General features: G+C 61.6%; 18 protein-coding genes. All 18 read left to right on the top strand.

Annotated elements, in window-relative coordinates:
* The first annotated feature begins 68 nt into the window (after nt 1-68).
* The 18 genes from CAF73_RS10100 to CAF73_RS10185 all read left to right on the top strand — a co-directional run bounded on the left by CAF73_RS10100 (nt 69) and on the right by CAF73_RS10185 (nt 15,643).
* Nucleotides 69-2,345, top strand: coding sequence for a phage tail tape measure protein (locus tag CAF73_RS10100; RefSeq protein WP_085702606.1), 2,277 nt, complete (start codon nt 69-71; stop codon nt 2,343-2,345).
* The gene (locus CAF73_RS10105) at nt 2,342-2,725 is read left to right on the top strand and encodes a phage tail protein (protein WP_085697360.1); all 384 of its coding nucleotides are present in this window, start codon (nt 2,342-2,344) and stop codon (nt 2,723-2,725) included. Before CAF73_RS10100 ends, CAF73_RS10105 begins: the two co-directional genes overlap by 4 nt.
* Nucleotides 2,718-2,930 carry a tail protein X gene (locus CAF73_RS10110; protein ID WP_085697361.1) on the top strand — a complete coding sequence of 71 codons (213 nt, stop codon included), beginning with the start codon at nt 2,718-2,720 and terminating at the stop codon, nt 2,928-2,930. Before CAF73_RS10105 ends, CAF73_RS10110 begins: the two co-directional genes overlap by 8 nt.
* A gap of 9 nt (nt 2,931-2,939) precedes the next feature.
* Nucleotides 2,940-3,956, top strand: coding sequence for a phage tail protein (locus CAF73_RS10115; protein ID WP_085702607.1), 1,017 nt, complete (start codon nt 2,940-2,942; stop codon nt 3,954-3,956).
* A 45-nt stretch (nt 3,957-4,001) separates the two neighbouring features.
* On the top strand, nt 4,002-4,586 hold the full coding sequence (locus tag CAF73_RS10120) for a hypothetical protein (protein WP_085702608.1): 585 nt from the start codon (nt 4,002-4,004) through the stop codon (nt 4,584-4,586).
* The gene (locus tag CAF73_RS10125; RefSeq protein WP_007954893.1) at nt 4,583-4,762 is read left to right on the top strand and encodes a DUF2635 domain-containing protein; all 180 of its coding nucleotides are present in this window, start codon (nt 4,583-4,585) and stop codon (nt 4,760-4,762) included. Before CAF73_RS10120 ends, CAF73_RS10125 begins: the two co-directional genes overlap by 4 nt.
* Nucleotides 4,762-6,258: a phage tail sheath subtilisin-like domain-containing protein gene (locus CAF73_RS10130; RefSeq protein ID WP_085702609.1), complete on the top strand. Its 1,497-nt coding sequence runs from the start codon at nt 4,762-4,764 to the stop codon at nt 6,256-6,258. The genes CAF73_RS10125 and CAF73_RS10130 overlap by 1 nt, the downstream gene beginning before the upstream one ends.
* Nucleotides 6,259-6,325: 67 nt before the next feature.
* Nucleotides 6,326-6,673, top strand: a complete 348-nt coding sequence (locus CAF73_RS10135) for a phage tail tube protein (protein ID WP_085697365.1) — start codon at nt 6,326-6,328, stop codon at nt 6,671-6,673.
* The gene (locus CAF73_RS10140) at nt 6,670-6,966 is read left to right on the top strand and encodes a phage tail assembly protein (protein WP_003222226.1); all 297 of its coding nucleotides are present in this window, start codon (nt 6,670-6,672) and stop codon (nt 6,964-6,966) included. The genes CAF73_RS10135 and CAF73_RS10140 overlap by 4 nt, the downstream gene beginning before the upstream one ends.
* A gap of 130 nt (nt 6,967-7,096) precedes the next feature.
* Nucleotides 7,097-8,992, top strand: a complete 1,896-nt coding sequence (locus tag CAF73_RS10145; protein ID WP_139834827.1) for a phage tail protein — start codon at nt 7,097-7,099, stop codon at nt 8,990-8,992.
* The gene (locus CAF73_RS10150; RefSeq protein ID WP_085702610.1) at nt 8,979-10,214 is read left to right on the top strand and encodes a DNA circularization protein; all 1,236 of its coding nucleotides are present in this window, start codon (nt 8,979-8,981) and stop codon (nt 10,212-10,214) included. Before CAF73_RS10145 ends, CAF73_RS10150 begins: the two co-directional genes overlap by 14 nt.
* Before the next feature lie 3 nt (nt 10,215-10,217).
* Complete coding sequence (locus tag CAF73_RS10155; protein ID WP_085702611.1) at nt 10,218-11,261, top strand: phage baseplate assembly protein; 1,044 nt, start codon at nt 10,218-10,220, stop codon at nt 11,259-11,261.
* A gap of 179 nt (nt 11,262-11,440) precedes the next feature.
* Entirely contained in the window at nt 11,441-11,950 is a 510-nt protein-coding gene (locus CAF73_RS10160) for a phage baseplate assembly protein V (protein ID WP_085697368.1), read from the top strand.
* On the top strand, nt 11,950-12,348 hold the full coding sequence (locus CAF73_RS10165; RefSeq protein WP_007954906.1) for a phage GP46 family protein: 399 nt from the start codon (nt 11,950-11,952) through the stop codon (nt 12,346-12,348). The genes CAF73_RS10160 and CAF73_RS10165 overlap by 1 nt, the downstream gene beginning before the upstream one ends.
* Entirely contained in the window at nt 12,338-13,381 is a 1,044-nt protein-coding gene (locus tag CAF73_RS10170; RefSeq protein ID WP_085697369.1) for a baseplate J/gp47 family protein, read from the top strand. Before CAF73_RS10165 ends, CAF73_RS10170 begins: the two co-directional genes overlap by 11 nt.
* Nucleotides 13,369-13,968 (top strand): YmfQ family protein, encoded by a 600-nt coding sequence (locus CAF73_RS10175; RefSeq protein WP_085697370.1) that lies wholly within the window; start codon nt 13,369-13,371, stop codon nt 13,966-13,968. The genes CAF73_RS10170 and CAF73_RS10175 overlap by 13 nt, the downstream gene beginning before the upstream one ends.
* 11 nt (nt 13,969-13,979) lie before the next feature.
* Complete coding sequence (locus CAF73_RS10180) at nt 13,980-15,131, top strand: phage tail protein (RefSeq protein ID WP_085702612.1); 1,152 nt, start codon at nt 13,980-13,982, stop codon at nt 15,129-15,131.
* Complete coding sequence (locus CAF73_RS10185; protein ID WP_085702613.1) at nt 15,128-15,643, top strand: phage tail protein; 516 nt, start codon at nt 15,128-15,130, stop codon at nt 15,641-15,643. Before CAF73_RS10180 ends, CAF73_RS10185 begins: the two co-directional genes overlap by 4 nt.
* Nucleotides 15,644-15,767 lie beyond the last annotated feature (124 nt).

A 15,767-nucleotide genomic window follows, 5' to 3' on the forward strand; every position in this document is an offset into this window, starting at 1 on the left:
CCGAAAAGGCGTTGCGCCGCTACGACATAGCGATCACTCGCCTTGGCGTGAAAAAGGAGTAGAGCGGCATGGCAGAGAGCAAATTTGCGCTCACATACGCCAATGAGAGTGGCAACGCAGCATCCGGGTTAAAGCTGTCCGATAGCCTTGGCAAACCGCTGCAGGACTTGAACCTGACAATGGCGCTGGCGAGCGCGGATATCCGCTTGCTGACCCAGGAGCAGATCAAGCTTCGAGAGCTGTTGGCCAATCAGCAATCGCTGTTCAAGGTGAGTGCTGCATCCCCGGCTGCAAGCGCCGAACCAAAGTCAAAACTCAAGGCCGAGATCGAGCAGCGTCCACCTCCAAAGCTCATGCAACCAGCCATGGCCAATGAGACGGCGCTTGTCGAACTCAATCAGTTGCTCAAGCTGAGCCATGATCAGCTTCAAGCGCACTCGCAGAGCACTCTGGAACTCGCCAGCGAGAAACAGATATCCGCCAGTGGTGCGACCAATGCGGATCTGTTGCAAGTGCAGCTTGCCGGAGCCAGATCCGGCATTGCCGATGGTGCCAAAGGTGACCAGCGGGCGAACGAACTGAAGTGGTTCTCCCATGATGCCGCAATCAACGCATCGGCATTCAGGATGGACGTCAAGGCGGCTGGCGAAATGCTCGCCGCGTGGCGCTCCTCGCTGAAGCTGGATCAGTATCAAAGCCAGGATCTTGCGGATGCAACGACCTACCTCGGCAATAGCGGTCTGGATGCCAAGGCCGCAGACATCGGTTCGGTGGTGCAACGTTCCGGCGAGAGTGCGATTGCCGCTGGATTGACTCCCGAACAGGTCGCTGCATTGGCGGCGGCGCTTCTCAATAGTGGTGCGGACAAGGAGAGCGCCAGCACTGCCCTGAAAGGCATCACCTCGATGCTGGCCAAAGGCGGGGCGGTATCGACTGAGCAGCGAACAGCCTTGGCTCAGTTAGGGCTTGATCCTCAATCGCTGTCTGAGGGTATGAGGAAGGATGCGCCTGCTGTCATCAACTCGGTACTTGCTGCACTTGACAAGCAGCCTATACAAGAACGGGCGGCACTGACGAAGACGCTGTTCGGCGAAAACGACACCCGAGTTCTCGAGCTGCTGAAGAAACCGGACGATGTAAAAAACGCCTTCTCGCTGGTAGCCGACAAGCACAAGTACGCAACAACGGAGCTTGGCGCGGGCGAAGGCGCTGCGGCGAAGTCAGCAGAGGCGTTCGGCAATACTTCGCAGGGTCGCTGGAATGCTCTGGACGCAAGTCTGACCCGGTTGACCACTGCATTCGGCATGGCGCTTGCGCCTTTGGCTGACGGTGCCGCCGTCGTGCTCACCTCACTGGTCAACGGTGTGAGCGCAGCGGCGGAAACGTTCCCGGCCCTCACGGCAGGGCTGGTTCTGCTCAGCGCGGCAGCCATGCCGTTCGTGGGTGGGGCCTTGAAGTCCGGCGTGGCCTCGGTGCTTGACGTGGTTTCCACGAAACTATTGCGCCTGGCATCGGCGCGACTGCCGTCGGATATTGCTGATGCGATAGGTGGTGATGACAACGATGGCGACAGTCGCGAAAGCAGGAAGAAGGGGCGTGGATCGCGCCGACGCACCCCTTCTGCTGCACGGTCGTCCGGCACCGCTTCCGTAACCCGCAAGAGCAGTCGCTTGAGTGGTATGACGGCCAGAGTCGCACCCATGCTCGACGATGCGCTCACCCGATTCAGAATGGTTGGCGATGTTGTCAAAAGCGCCATGCCGAGCCGGTTGAGCGGGGCTGGCGCGAAAGTCATGTCGTTGGCAGAGGGTTTGGGGGCCAGGCTCATGCCGTCGGTTGTCAAGGCATTGCCTGTCATCAAGGTTGGCGCGCCTCTGGCCATTGCTCATGCTGCTTATACAGGGTTGAAAGGCTGGCGCGAAGGTGACGACAAAGCGGTAAAGGGCGCGGCCGGCGAACTGGCCGGAACGGCGATTGGCGCTACGATCGGTACGTTCATTGCGCCCGGCATCGGAACCTTTATTGGTGGCACGCTGGGTGGAATAGCCGGGTCCCTTCTGGGTCAAAAACTGGCGACGCCGCCTGAAGACAAATTGGCACCGCCGGCACAGGTCGCCAAAGACGTATCCATTGCGCAAACGCAAATGCAAGCGTCAAACCCGCAATACACTTACGCACCTTCAGTTCATGTCAGCGGCAGCGAACTGCTCAGTTCCGAGAAAGTCGGCACGATGCTTTCGCAGGTGCTTGAGTCGCACTTCACGTCCCAATTTGTCCCAGGTGTGGCCGGCAATGCCCTCTCCATACGCCGTGACGCAGCCCTGACCGATGGAGTCGCCCAATGAAACAACAAATGGCACTGGGCAGTTTCATCTTCGGCCTGTCCCGGGATTTTGCGTACAGCACGCTGGCGCGAAAGTCCGATGGCGGCTGGACGGAACTGCCGATCCTGACCAGCAAACCCAAGTCCCACCAGACCGGGCAGAAGCCCGAAACCCTGACCATCTCCGGTACCTCGATGTACGCCGTGGCGATGAACCGGCTCGATGAGTTGCGTGCGCTGCAGGCACTGAGATCGCCGCTGCCGTTGATTGACGGCATCGGTCGCAATTGGGGCCTGTGGCGGATCAACAGCATCCAGGAGAACCAGAGCGAGGTCATCGACGATGGCACTGCGATGGTCATCAAGTGGGTCATCGAACTGGCGGAGTTCAACAATGCGTAAGGTACGAAGCGTGGCCGGTGATTCGGTGAATCTGTTGCTCTACCGCGAAACCGGGCGCAGCGATGACGTCGCCGAAGAAGCCCTGTGGACACTCAACCCCACCCTGGCCGAACACGGCCCGGTTTTGCCTGCGGGCGTCTGGGTGGTGCTGCCGGAACTCGACTCGAAACCCGCCGCAATCAAACCGGTTTCGGCCTGGGATTAAGGAGGCTGCATGGCACAGGGATTCACCCCGGTCGTGGAAATCTATGGGGCCAACGCGGCGCTGCTCAACCAGCGCCTGATGAGTTGGGAGCACGTCGATGCCGCCGGTATAGAGTCTGATCAACTGACGTTGACGATCGATCTGGAAGGGCTTGATGGCCTGCCAAAACTGGGTGGAAAAATCGGTCTTCGGGTTGGCTATCTTGAGTCGGGAATGGTCGATAAAGGCCTGTTCAAAGTGACGCGCCTGACACCGACCCTGTTCCCGTTTCGCCTGACACTGGTCGCCACGGCCGCACCGTTCAGCGCCGCCGACGAGACCGGCTTCAAACAGCGGCGGACGGCCAGTCATGGCCCGACCACTCTGGGTGCACTGTTTCGCCAACTGGTTTCGCGCCACGGGTTTTCACCCAGGGTCGCGCCCGATCTGGCGTTGATCAGGATCGATCACATCGACCAGTCCAACGAAACCGACATGGGTTTCCTGACGCGTCTGGCGAAGAAGTACAAGGTGATCGCCAAACCGGTGGGCGAGTTGTATGTGCTGGCGCGGCCCGGTCAGGTGAAATCACTGTCGGGCAAGGTACTGGCGGACGTGCGTCTGTCGGTAACCGAGAACAACCGCCCCGGCGATCACGCGTTCATCGGCGCGACCCTTGAAGAGACCGCCCGCGCGCAGGCCAAAGGCTGCAAAACCAGCTTCTGGGATAACGCCAAAGGTGTGATGCGTGAGGTACTGACTGGCGAGGCGCCGTACAAGACCGTGCGTCAGACTTGCCAGAGCGAGGAGGAGGCCAAGGCTATCGGTGAGGGCGAAGTGCGCAAGATGCTGCGGGAAAAATACAAGGTGAAGATCACCTGCCCGGGCAATCCGCTGTTGTCTGCCGAAGGCCTGCTGTTGCTCGACGAGACCTGGCCGGACTTCCTGCGCGGTCGTTGGTCGATCGAAAAAGTGACTGCCAGCGGCAAGCGCGATGAAAGCTATCGCTGCGTCATCGAAGCCACGAGCCTCGATCCAAAAGCCTGATCGTTCAGGCATTCCCAGCAAAAAAATCCCTCTGGAACGCTCCCCATGAAGATCTCCCCGATCCTCACGCAGCTGCGTGCGCAATGCCCAAGCCTTGCCGGCCATATCGCGACAGGTGTCGACCTGGCGCTGCTGCAAGGTGACCCGAATCTGCCGACCCCGTCGGCTCATGTTTTACCCCTGGCCGACCTGGCCAGCGCCAGCACCGCCCAGAACTCCGCCAGCCAACCGATCCGCGACCGCTTCGAAATCATCCTGGTGCTCGACGCCACGGACGGCGCAAAAGCGCTGGATCTGTTGCACGACCTGCGCGCCGAACTGTGGCGTGCGCTGGTGGGTTTCAAACCCGATTCCAACTACAGCGCCATCGTTTATGACGGCGGCGAAACGGTCTCGATCAACACCAGCCGCGCTGTTTACCGGCTGCGCTTTTTTGCCGAGTTCCAGCTGGGCCGCAATCTGCCAAGTCAGCCTGCGGAGAGTTGGCACGAACGTGAACTGGACGGTTTGTCGTCCTTTACCGGGGCCACCGTTCGGGTCGATGCGATCGATCCGGCCGACCCCAACCTGAAACGCCCGGGCCCTGACGGGCGCGTGGAAATGACTTTCTCTGGAGACGTAACCCCATGAGCAACCGCATCACCGTAGTGCCGGCCGCCGGCCGTGCCGTGCCGGACCCGGAAGCAGGCGACCTGCTGCCACTGGAAGGCCGTGAAGTGCTGGACAGCGCCTGGTGGCGCCGGCGTCTGGCCGACGGCGATATCACCCTCAAAACCGCAACAGCCAAACAAAAGGGAGCCAAATAATGGCGATCGGATTCAGCAACATTCCTGCGGACATTCGTGTACCGCTGTTCTATGCCGAAATGGACAACTCGGCCGCCAATAGCGCGTCCTCGTCCATGCGCCGCCTGATCGTGGCGCAGGTCAACGACAACATCGCCCCGAGCGAAGTCGGCAAACTGGTGCTGATCTCCAGCGTGGCGCTGGCCAAGAGCATTGGCGGCCAGGGCTCGATGCTCGCGTCCATGTACGAAACCTTCCGCAAGGCCGACCCGATCGGTGAGATCTGGTGCCTGCCGCTGCACAACGCCACCGGCGCCATCGCCAAAGGCGTAGTGACCCTGACCGGCACCGCGACTCAGGCTGGCGTGCTCAACCTGTATGTCGGCGGCGTCCGCGTGCAGGCCACCGTCGTCAACGGTGCCACCGCTGCCCAGGCGGCCACCGCCCTGGCACAGAAAATCAACGCCACCGCCGATCTGCCGGTGAGCGCTGCAGCTGCCGAAGGCGTCGTCACCCTGAACGCCAAATGGACTGGCGAGAGCGGTAACGACATCAGCCTGCAATTCAATCGCCTGGGCAAGAGCAACGGTGAAGAAACCCCGGCCGGCCTGACCACCGCGATCACCGCCATGACCGGCGGCGTCGGTGTGCCTGACCAGGTTGAAGCGGTGGCCGCACTGGGCGACGAGCCGTTCGAGTTCATCGCGCTGCCATGGTCCGACCTGGCTACCCTCAACACCTGGCAAGCGGTGATGGACGACAGCACCGGTCGCTGGTCGTGGGCCAAGCAACTGTTCGGTCACGTCTACAGTGCCAAGCGCGGCACCGTCGGCACGCTGGTGGCTGCCGGTCAGGCCCGCAACGACCAGCACATGACCATTCAGGCGCTGGAGCCGGGCGTGCCGCAACCGGTGTGGGTACAAGCTGCGGCACTGGCTGCACGCACTGCGGTGTTCATCTCCGCTGACGCCAGCCGTCCGACCCAGAGCGGCAGCCTGCCAGGCGTCGATCCGGCTCCGGCCAGCGAGCGCTTCACCCTGACCGAGCGTCAGTCGCTGCTCAACTACGGCATCGCCACCGCGTACTACGAAGGCGGTTACGTGCGCATCCAGCGCTCGATCACCACCTACCAGAAGAACGCCTACGGCCAGGCCGACAACTCGTACCTGGACAGCGAAACCATGCACCAGTCGGCGTTCATCGTGCGTCGTCTGCAAAGCGTGATCACCAGCAAATACGGTCGCCACAAGCTGGCTTCCGACGGCACCCGTTTCGGCGCCGGCCAGCCGATCGTCACGCCGGCAACCATTCGCGGTGAGCTGATCGCCCAGTACGCCAAGCTCGAACTCGAAGGCCACGTGGAAAACGCCGAGCTGTTCGCCGAGCACCTGATCGTCGAGCGCGACGTGCAGGACCAGAGCCGCGTGAACGTGCTGTTCCCACCGGATTACATCAACGGTCTGCGCGTGTTCGCATTGCTCAACCAGTTCCGTCTGCAGTACGACGACGTCGCCTGATCGGCTCGTTTGACACTGTGATTTCAGCCCACCTTGCGTGGGCTTTTTATTTGAAGGGAGTAACACCATGGGTCAACTGATTGCAGGCACCTGCTACGTCAAGGTCGACGGTGCACAACTGACTATCAACGGCGGCTGCGAAGCCCCGCTGATGGCCGTCAAACGCGAAACCGTCGTGCCGGGTTTCTACAAGGAAACCGACGTTGCGCCGTCGTTCAAGGTGACCGCGCTGCACACCGCCGACTTCCCGCTGAAGAAGCTGATCGAAGGCACCGACATCACCGTCACCTGCGAATTCAGCAACGGCAAAGTCTACGTGCTGGCCGGTGCCTATCTGGTCGAAGAGCCAGTCTCCAAGGGCGATGACGCCACCATCGAACTGAAATTCGAAGGCATCAAGGGGACCTGGCAATGAGCGGCGCCGTGAAGCTTCAAGTTGCGATCGAAGCTCACGGCGAGCCCCTGACCGAACTCGTCCTGCGCCGTCCGACGGTGCAGGAAGTGCGAGCGATCAAGGCGCTGCCGTACAAGATCGACAAGAGCGAAGAGGTCAGCCTCGACATGGACGTGGCGGCCAAATACATCGCGGTGTGCGCCGGCATACCGCCGTCGTCGGTCAACCAGCTGGATCTGGCTGACCTCAACGCGCTGAGCTGGGCCGTTGCGAGTTTTTTCATGAGTGCGGCGTCGGAGCCATCACCGACCTGATTTCGGTCGCCTATGACCTGGCCTGGTTCTGGAAGGTTGACCCCGAACAGATGATGGCCAGGCCACTGGATGTGCTTCGCGAATCGCTGGAGCACGCGCAACGGATCAATGCGATGCAGCAGGTGCAGTGATGGCAGAAGAAACCAAAGCTAAAGCGTCGGTGCTGCTAACCGGCATCGACGAACTGTCACCCAAACTCGGCGCCCTGCGAGTGAAGGTCGATGACTTCAAGAAAAACCTCGAACAGACCGGCCTCGGCAAACTCGACATCAGCGGTCTGTTCAAGGGCGGCAGCGTGATTACGCCGTTCGTGGACGGCATCAAATCGGCTGCGGCGTTTCAGGGCAAGCTTGCCGAGGTCAGCGAGGCGGCGAAAACCGTCGACCTGCCGGAAACACCGAAAGCCGCCGCGCAGAACATGAACGTGTTCAGTGCGTCCATGGAGAAAGTGTCCGCTGCGGTGGACGCCGCACTGATACCGGCAGTGGGCGCATTGGTGGTCGGGCTGGAACCGATGCTGACCCAGGTCGGCAGCCTGCTGGCCGACAACCCGAAACTGGTCGAAGGCCTGGCAGCGGGGGCGATTGCGTTTTCCGCGATGCAGACCGCCGTCACCGGTATGACCCAGGTGATGGACGTGATGAGCATGGTGCTCAAGACCAATCCGATCATGCTGATCGCCATGGGTATTGCCGTGGCGGCCGGTTTGATCGTGGCCAACTGGACACCCATTTCCGCGTTCTTCACCGGATTGTGGGAGGGCGTGAAAAACGCCGGAGCCAGTGCAATGGCGATGTTGCGCTCGGTGCTCGACTGGCGGCCGCTGGAGACACTGGCGGCGTTGTGGGAACCGGTCACCGGTTTCTTCTCGGGAGTCTGGGACAAGGTCAAGGCCGTGACCGCGCCGGTGATCGACTTCTTCAAGTCGGTTTTCTCGTGGTCGCCCGCAGGCCTGATCCTGGAAAACTGGGGGCCGTTGACCGGTCTGTTTTCGGCGATCTGGGAATTGCTCAAGGCCTTGAGTGTGCCGGTGATGGCGTTTCTCAGAAACCTGTTCGATTTCTCGCCGATGCAGATGATCAACAGTGCATGGGGCGGTGTTGTCAGGTTCTTCGAACCGATGTTCAGCGGCCTGCGAAAAGCCGCGCAACCGGCTAAAGATTTCCTGTTGTCGTTGTTCGACTTCTCGCCCATGCAGATGATCACCAGCGCCTGGGGCGGTGTCATTGCGTACTTCCAGCCGGTATGGACGACGCTGCAATCGGCCGTACAAATCACCCGGGATACGTTGCGGACACTGTTCGATTTTTTCCCGATGGAGATGATCACCAGCGCCTGGGGTGGTGTCGTCGGATTCTTCGAACCGATCTGGACGGCACTGCAAGCGTCAGTGCAACAGGTCAAAGGCTTTTTCACCGGTCTGTTCGAGTGGTCGCCGCTGGAGCAGATTGCACAGTACTGGCAGCCGATCGGTGAGGTTTTCTCGGCGCTGTGGGGGGTTGTACTCGCGCTGTCCGCGCCGGTCGTGGATTTTTTGCACGGCCTGTTCGAATGGAAACCTCTGGATCAGATCATCGAGAGCTGGGGACCGATCACCGAGTGGTTCGGCGAGCTGTGGCAAAAGCTGCAAACCGTCATCGCACCGATCAAGGAACTGTTCGACGGTGGCTTCGCCGGGCTGATCGCCAAGGTCACCGGCAAGGTCGAAACCCTGACCGAAGCGCAACGCCAGACCAATGCCGAAGGCAAGGGCGAACTGGCGCCGGCATTCTTCGGTGCCAGCCCGAAACCCGAGGGTGGCGGTGCGTTGCAGGGCGGCTCGTTGCCGCAATCCTCCAGCGCCCTGATCCAGCAAAGCGCCGCCAACAACCGCACGCAACTCGAGGGCGGCCTGACGGTGCGCTTCGAAAACGCGCCGGCGGGGCTGCGTACCGATCAACCGCAAACCAATCAACCGGGGCTGGCGCTCAGTTCGCGCATCGGCTATCGCTCGCTGTCCATGGGAGGTTCCAATGAACTGGCGTGACCGTTTGTTGCCGGCATCCTTTCGCGGTGTCGGTTTCTGGATCGACCAGGCGAAAACCCCGGTCGGACGCAAGGGGCAGTTGCACGAATATCCGCAACGCGACTTGCCGTTTTTCGAGGACCTCGGTCAACAGGCCAAGACTCACGACCTGACGGCGTTCATCATCGGTGCCGATTGCCTGGAGCAGCGCGACAAACTGCTCCAGGCCCTGGAGCAGGGCAGCGGCGAACTGGTGCATCCGTGGCTGGGCCGCTTACAGGTCAAGGTCGGCGAATGCGACATGACCCACACCCGCCAGGACGGCGGGATGGTGACGTTCAGCCTGAAGTTCTACCCCGACCGACCGCTGCCGTTTCCGACGGCGACGGTCAGTACGCAAAAAGTCCTGCTGATCAAGGCCGACGGTTTGCTCGGTTCGGCGGTGGCGCGCTTCGAACAGGCGATGATCCTGATCAAGGCGGCGCGGATCGGCATCACCAATCTGCGCAACAGCCTCACCGGCGTTTATGACGTGATCAAGGAGCAACTCAAACCGCTGATCGCGCAATACAAGCAGATCACCGAATTGGTCAGGGCCGTGAAGGAACTGCCCAAGGAAGTAGCGGCGGAGTTCAAGGGCTTGCTCGGCGATATCAAGGAGCTCAAGGAATTCGCGAAGGAAGGCTACCGTGGCGTGATTGCCGACGTGTCCCAACAGATCGAAGCCATCCGCAAGGCCGACGCGCCGAAAATCACCACCGGCAAGGACACCAACGCCGCCGCGCAAGCGATGGCCAATCTGGTGCAGGACACCCTGATCGTCAAAGTGGCGCAATGGGTGGCCTCGATGCCGGTGGCGTCTACCCCGGTGAAACTGAATTCGACACCTTCGCTGGACCAGCAGTCGAAGCAGCCGGTCAGCCGTCAGGAAGTGCCGGTCACCGATGATCTGCAAACATTGCAAAAAGAGCTGATCGAAGCGCTGCAAAAGGCCCAGGACAAGGCCGATCCCGCGCACTATCAGGCCATCGCCGATGTGAAGGAAGCGCTGATCGCGCACCTCAAGGCTGTGGCGTCGTCCGGTGTGCGGCTGGTCAGTAAAACCTTCCAGGAAACCTTTCCGGCTGTGGTCGTGGCCTACAAGCAGTTTGGCGACGCCACCCGAGTGACCGAGGTCATTCAGCGCAACGGCCTGTCCCACCCCGGCTTCTCACCCAACGACGTCAAGGTTTCAGGGGAGTGAGCCATGAGCGACCTAGACAATCGCGTCACGCTGAGCGTTGGCGACATGGAATACGGTGGCTGGAAAAGCGTGGAAATCACGGCGGATCTGGAGCGCCAGTTCCGCACCTTCAAACTCGACATCACCTGGCAATGGCCTGGGCAGACCGTGGATCAGCGGATCAAGGCCGGTGACCCGTGCGAAGTGCGGATCGGCAAGGATCTGGTGCTCACCGGTTACGTGTTCAAGGCCCCGATCAGCTATGACGGGCGGCAAATCAGCCTGAGCATCGAAGGCAGTTCCAAAACCCAGGATCTGGTCGATTGTGCGGCGCGAAACAACCCCGGCCAATGGCAGGATCAATCGCTGTTGAACATCGTCCAGGCCCTGGCCATGGAGTACGCGTTGATGGTGGTCAACGAAATTCCCGAGACCGCACGCCTGAGCAAACACACGATCGTGCCGGGTGAAACGGTGTTTCAGTCGATCGACCGTCTGCTCTCGCTGTACCGGGTGTTTTCCACCGATGACGCCGAAGGCCGGCTGGTACTCGCCAGACCCGGCAGTGGCGGCCGCGCCAGCGATGCACTGGAGCTGGGCAAGAACATTCTCTCGGCCAATGCGCCGATGGATTTCAGCCAGGTGTTTTCCGAGTATCGGGTGATCGGCCAGCAGAAGGGCAACGACAAGAAGAGCGGGTCGGCGGTCAGCGAGGTTGAATCCAGCGCGACTGACCTGAGCTTCAAGCGTCGGCGCACCACGATCATCAACGAAGGCTCGCAACTGACGTTCGAACTGGCCCAGCAACGGGCCCAGTGGGAAAGCGCCACGCGCATGGGCCGGGCGCTCACCACTACCTATCAGGTGCAGGGCTGGCGTCAGTCCAACGGCGACCTGTGGCGCCACAACACGCTGGTGAAGGTCAAGGATCCGGTGCTCGGTTTCGATGGCGACATGCTGATCTCCAAGGTGACGTACTCGCTGTCGGCGCAAGGCTCGGTCACCACCCTGCAGGTGGCTCCGCCGCACACATTCGACGCGAACCCGATTCCCCCGAAAAAAACCTGAGTCTGACGCCGAGCCAGACTGGCATCACCTGACCCTGTGGGAGCGGGCTTGCCCGCGATAGCTGTGGTTACCGCAAACACTTCTTTGCCTGACACACCGCCATCGCGGGCAAGTCGACCCGTCGCACCGCCGCCCCCACAGGGTTTGTCTGTGGCTGGCCGACTTCTAGAGGAAAACCTATGAGCCTACTGACACGCCTGCTGGCGCGCGGCACTGTCGTGCTCGCCAATTCGGCATCCAAACTGCAATCGCTGCAAATGCGCCTCACTGCCGGTGAAGTGAACGACGACATGGAGCACTTCGAACCCTACGGCTTCACCAGCCACCCGCTGGCCGGTGCCGAAGGCGTCGTCACGTTCCTCGGCGGCGACCGTTCCCACGCCATCGCCCTGGTGGTCGCCGACCGTCGCTATCGCCTGCAGTCGCTGGCGGCCGGTGAAGTGGCGATCTACACCGACGAAGGCGACAGGATCCACTTCAAGCGCGGGCGGATCATCGACATCGAAACCGCCACGCTCAACATCCGCGCCAGCACCGCCGTGAACTTCGAGACGCCGGTGATCAACCAGACCGGCAAGATCGTTTCCAAAGACGATCAAGTGGCCGGCGGCATCAGTCAAATCAGGCACGTACACGTTGGCGTGCAGGCGGGCAGCGGCCAGACCGGCGCGCCGGCGGGAGGTCAGTGATGCTTTTCAGTCAGAACCTCCACGCCGCGCTGACCCGAGCCGTACTGATCAGCCTGTTCACCTGGCGCCGCGCCGCCGACGACGATGCCCTCGACGATGAGGAGCGTTTCGGCTGGTGGGGCGACACCTTTCCCACCGTTGCCGACGATCGCATCGGCTCGCGGCTGTGGCTGCTGCGCCGGGTCAAGCTGACCCGGCAGACCCAGATGGATGCCGAGTTCTATGCCCGCGAAGCCTTGCAATGGCTGATCGACGACGGCCATTGCAGCGCCATCGACATCATCAGCGAACGCCTCGACGCCCAGCGCCTGAACCTGCGCACGGTCCTGACCCTGGCCGACGGCGAACGCCTGGACATCAATCCCGATAACAGTTGGCAGGTGATCTATGCCGTTTGAAACCCCTTCGCTGCCGGTGCTGATCAAGCGCACCCAAAGCGACCTGGCCGGCGATTCGCTGCGCCAGTCCGATGCGCAAGTCCTGGCCCGCACACTCGGCGGCGCCGCTTATGGTCTGTACGGCTACCTCGACTGGATTGCCGAGCAGATCCTGCCCGACACCGCCGATGAATCGACCCTGGAACGGATCGCCGCATTGCGCCTGAACCAGCCGCGCAAACCGGCGCAGGTCGCCACCGGCACGGTCAGCTTCAACGCCACGGCGGGCGCGGTGCTGGACGCCGATACATTGCTGCAATCGAGCGACGGTCGCACCTTCAAAGTCACTGCCGCGCGCACCACCGTCAATGGCGTCAACAGCACTTCCATCGCGGCGCTGGATGCCGGCAGCCTGGGCAATGCCGAGGCCGGGCTGGCGCTGACGCCGGTGCAGCCAGTCACCGGTGTGGTCAGTAACAGCTTTGTCGTACTGGCGCCGGGACTCAACGGCGGTGTGGCGCGGGAAAGCCTGGAGTCGCTGCGCTCGCGGGTGATCCGTTCCTATCGCGTCATCCCCCACGGCGGTTCGGCCAGCGATTATGAAACCTGGGCGCTGGAAGTGCCGGGTGTGACCCGCGCGTGGTGCCGTGGTGGCTTCCTCGGGCCGGGCACCGTCGGCGTGTACATCATGCGCGACGATGATCCGCAGCCAGTACCGAATGCCGATCAACTGGCCGAAGTGCAGGCCTACATCGAACCGCTGCGCCCGGTGACCGCCGAAGTCCACGTGCGTCCTCCGGTGCAGAAACCGGTGACCTATCAGTTGAAGCTGACCCCCGACACCACCGCCGTGCGCGCCGCTGTTGAAACCCAGTTGCGCGACCTGCACAACCGTGAAGCCGATCTGGGCGAAGATCTGTTGATCAGCCATATCCGCGAAGCGATCAGCAGCGCGGCGGGTGAGACCGATCACGTGCTGTCGGCCCCGGTGGCGAACGTGGCCGCAGCTGACAGTGAACTGCTCACCTTCGGGGGTTGCGTATGGCTGCCATAAGAACCGCCGCGCAATACCAGGCGCAACTGCGCGCCTTGCTGCCGAGCGGTCCGGCGTGGGATCCGGAGCGCGTGCCGGAACTCGAAGAAGTGCTGCAAGGCGTCGCCGTCGAACTGGCGCGCCTCGACGCTCGCGCCGCTGATCTGCTCAACGAAATGGACCCGGCCGGCGTCAGCGAACTGGTGCCGGACTGGGAGCAGGTAATGAACCTGCCCGACCCGTGCCTTGGCGCCACGCCGCTGTTCGACGACCGTCGCCTCGCCGTGCGCCGCCGCTTGCTGGCGGTCGGCAGCCAGGCCGTCGGTTACTACCTGGAAATCGCCAAAAGCCAGGGTTACCCCAACGCGACCATCACCGAACTCGAAGCGCCGCGCATGGGCCGTTCGCGTTTCGGCGCCGCGCATTGGGGCACCTGGGAAGCGCAGTTCATGTGGACGCTCAACACCGGCGGCCGGCTGCTGCTCGGCCGGCGTTTCGGCGCGAGCTACTGGGGCGAACGCTTCGGCGTGAATCCGGGATCGGCGCTTGAGTGCCTGATCCATCGGGCGGCGCCGGCGCATACCAAGGTGCACATCAACTATGACTAGGGAGTAGCGCAATGGATTATCCGAAGAGTGTGCCGAGCGCCGGTCTGGTGAACGGGAAATTTATCGATGAAAACCCGTTGACCGGGACGCCGGGGTCGCTGATCCCCGCTGACTGGGGCAACGGCGTGACGCAAGAAATCATCAATGTGATCAAGGCCGGGGATCTGACCCCGGACGAGAAGAAATACGATCAGTTGCTCCAGGCGATTCAGAGTGTTTCGGCCAAGGGCTGGAATCAGGATCTCGCGTTGCCATTGGCCGCGTTGCCGTTGCCGACCGTGGCCACGGCTGACGCCCGGATGCCGATCACGCCGGCCGCCGCATCGACCAGCGGCGGACGAGTGTCGGTGCCGGCGGGCATTTACGTCAGCATCGGTCAGGAAGTGGTGGCGGGACAGTTGGGACGTTCGCGAACGTTCACCACTCAGGCCTGGAGCAGCGCTGATCTGCTGCCGAGTTCGGGTTACTTTCTGCGGGCGCAGGTGGTGGGTGGGGCGCTGACGTTTTACATGCAGCGCGGGACGATTTACGACGCTGCTCCGGAGGGCTTGAAAGGAACCTTAAACGGAGCGGCAGGTGGCGGCTTTCAGTCCACTTCGCTGGACATCTGTCTGGCGTGGGTGGTGACAGCAGGACCTGGATCGGTGCCGATTGTCAGGCCGATCTATAACCGCAACCGGTTGAGCTGGACGCAGGTCGTCAATGGCAATGGTGTTGTCTATCTGCCGCTCGATCCTCACGCGCGGGCGGCGCGTCTGGTGGTTGGTAACCCCACTCCGCACCCGACAGGCATCACCAGCGTATCGTTTGCACCGGGAGGCTGGTTGGGGGGCAACTACTGCTTCCTCAACCCGACTGTCGCAACCTCCAGCAACTGGGACGGTTGGTCTACGGCAGGTGCGGCTGCGCTGATCTTTTCCAGTAACGTGGTTAGCGACACCACTGTTTCGACATTGACCGCAAGTTTTGACCACGCCGAATTGCGTTCGCTGTGGCAGGTCTATCAGGCCGAACACACGCTGGGCGCGGGCACCGCGGCCAGTGACGAATTGCTGTTCAGCATGGGGCTCAAGAGTTTCGGTCAGACCGACTACTCCAACGGTATTGCGATCAATTTTACCGCTGCTGTTAATGTCAATTTCGCTTGGGAGCTGATCCGATGATCATCATTCAAGAACTGCATCAGTTCGAGGACGGTTTGCGTGTTGCACAGCCTTCCGCGGCTCATGATTGGGACGGTGAGCAGTGGGTCGTCAATACCGAAAAAGTCGCTCTGCTGGAACTGCAGGAAACCGAACGTCTTTGCGCCAATGTCGATGCCGCCGCCGACAGCTCTCGCGCTGCACTGGCCGGCGATCCGCTCAAAGCCCTGGAATACGCCCAGGCCGCCATCGACGCTCAGGCCTTTCAGGACGCCGGTTACCCGAAAAAGGAAGTGCCGCTGTCCGTCGCCGCGTGGGTTGCTAAGGGCCGTTCGGCGAAACAGTCCGCCGAGCAGATTCTCGACAAGGCCGCCCAGCTCAGCGACAGCCTGCTGACTCTGCGCACCTTGCGCCTGAAAGCCAAGACCCAGATTCGTGCTTATGCAAGTAAAGGCCATATGGATCAGGCCCGGACTGCCGCCGATGAGGCGTTGCTGGCCATTCGTGAACTGACGGCCAACTCGACCTCCTAATCGCACTCGCGTCACCCAAGCCCACCTCACGGTGGGCTTTTTATTTTCAGAAACAGAAGCGTTTTGAGCCTTTGCGAGTACCCGCGCGCGGCCACGTTTCATTTGTCATTTCAGAGGAATGAAC

The sequence above is a fragment of the Pseudomonas sp. B15(2017) genome (assembly GCF_002113215.1).
GTDB lineage: Bacteria > Pseudomonadota > Gammaproteobacteria > Pseudomonadales > Pseudomonadaceae > Aquipseudomonas.

Bases quoted from the DNA above. Each gene is read 5' to 3' on its own strand.
- CAF73_RS10100 (WP_085702606.1), top strand. From the start codon at position 69: ATGGCAGAGAGCAAATTTGCGCTCACATACGCCAATGAGAGTGGCAAC.
- CAF73_RS10105 (WP_085697360.1), top strand. From the start codon at position 2,342: ATGAAACAACAAATGGCACTGGGCAGTTTCATCTTCGGCCTGTCCCGG.
- CAF73_RS10110 (WP_085697361.1), top strand. From the start codon at position 2,718: ATGCGTAAGGTACGAAGCGTGGCCGGTGATTCGGTGAATCTGTTGCTC.
- CAF73_RS10115 (WP_085702607.1), top strand. From the start codon at position 2,940: ATGGCACAGGGATTCACCCCGGTCGTGGAAATCTATGGGGCCAACGCG.
- CAF73_RS10120 (WP_085702608.1), top strand. From the start codon at position 4,002: ATGAAGATCTCCCCGATCCTCACGCAGCTGCGTGCGCAATGCCCAAGC.
- CAF73_RS10125 (WP_007954893.1), top strand. From the start codon at position 4,583: ATGAGCAACCGCATCACCGTAGTGCCGGCCGCCGGCCGTGCCGTGCCG.
- CAF73_RS10130 (WP_085702609.1), top strand. From the start codon at position 4,762: ATGGCGATCGGATTCAGCAACATTCCTGCGGACATTCGTGTACCGCTG.
- CAF73_RS10135 (WP_085697365.1), top strand. From the start codon at position 6,326: ATGGGTCAACTGATTGCAGGCACCTGCTACGTCAAGGTCGACGGTGCA.
- CAF73_RS10140 (WP_003222226.1), top strand. From the start codon at position 6,670: ATGAGCGGCGCCGTGAAGCTTCAAGTTGCGATCGAAGCTCACGGCGAG.
- CAF73_RS10145 (WP_139834827.1), top strand. From the start codon at position 7,097: ATGGCAGAAGAAACCAAAGCTAAAGCGTCGGTGCTGCTAACCGGCATC.
- CAF73_RS10150 (WP_085702610.1), top strand. From the start codon at position 8,979: ATGAACTGGCGTGACCGTTTGTTGCCGGCATCCTTTCGCGGTGTCGGT.
- CAF73_RS10155 (WP_085702611.1), top strand. From the start codon at position 10,218: ATGAGCGACCTAGACAATCGCGTCACGCTGAGCGTTGGCGACATGGAA.
- CAF73_RS10160 (WP_085697368.1), top strand. From the start codon at position 11,441: ATGAGCCTACTGACACGCCTGCTGGCGCGCGGCACTGTCGTGCTCGCC.
- CAF73_RS10165 (WP_007954906.1), top strand. From the start codon at position 11,950: ATGCTTTTCAGTCAGAACCTCCACGCCGCGCTGACCCGAGCCGTACTG.
- CAF73_RS10170 (WP_085697369.1), top strand. From the start codon at position 12,338: ATGCCGTTTGAAACCCCTTCGCTGCCGGTGCTGATCAAGCGCACCCAA.
- CAF73_RS10175 (WP_085697370.1), top strand. From the start codon at position 13,369: ATGGCTGCCATAAGAACCGCCGCGCAATACCAGGCGCAACTGCGCGCC.
- CAF73_RS10180 (WP_085702612.1), top strand. From the start codon at position 13,980: ATGGATTATCCGAAGAGTGTGCCGAGCGCCGGTCTGGTGAACGGGAAA.
- CAF73_RS10185 (WP_085702613.1), top strand. From the start codon at position 15,128: ATGATCATCATTCAAGAACTGCATCAGTTCGAGGACGGTTTGCGTGTT.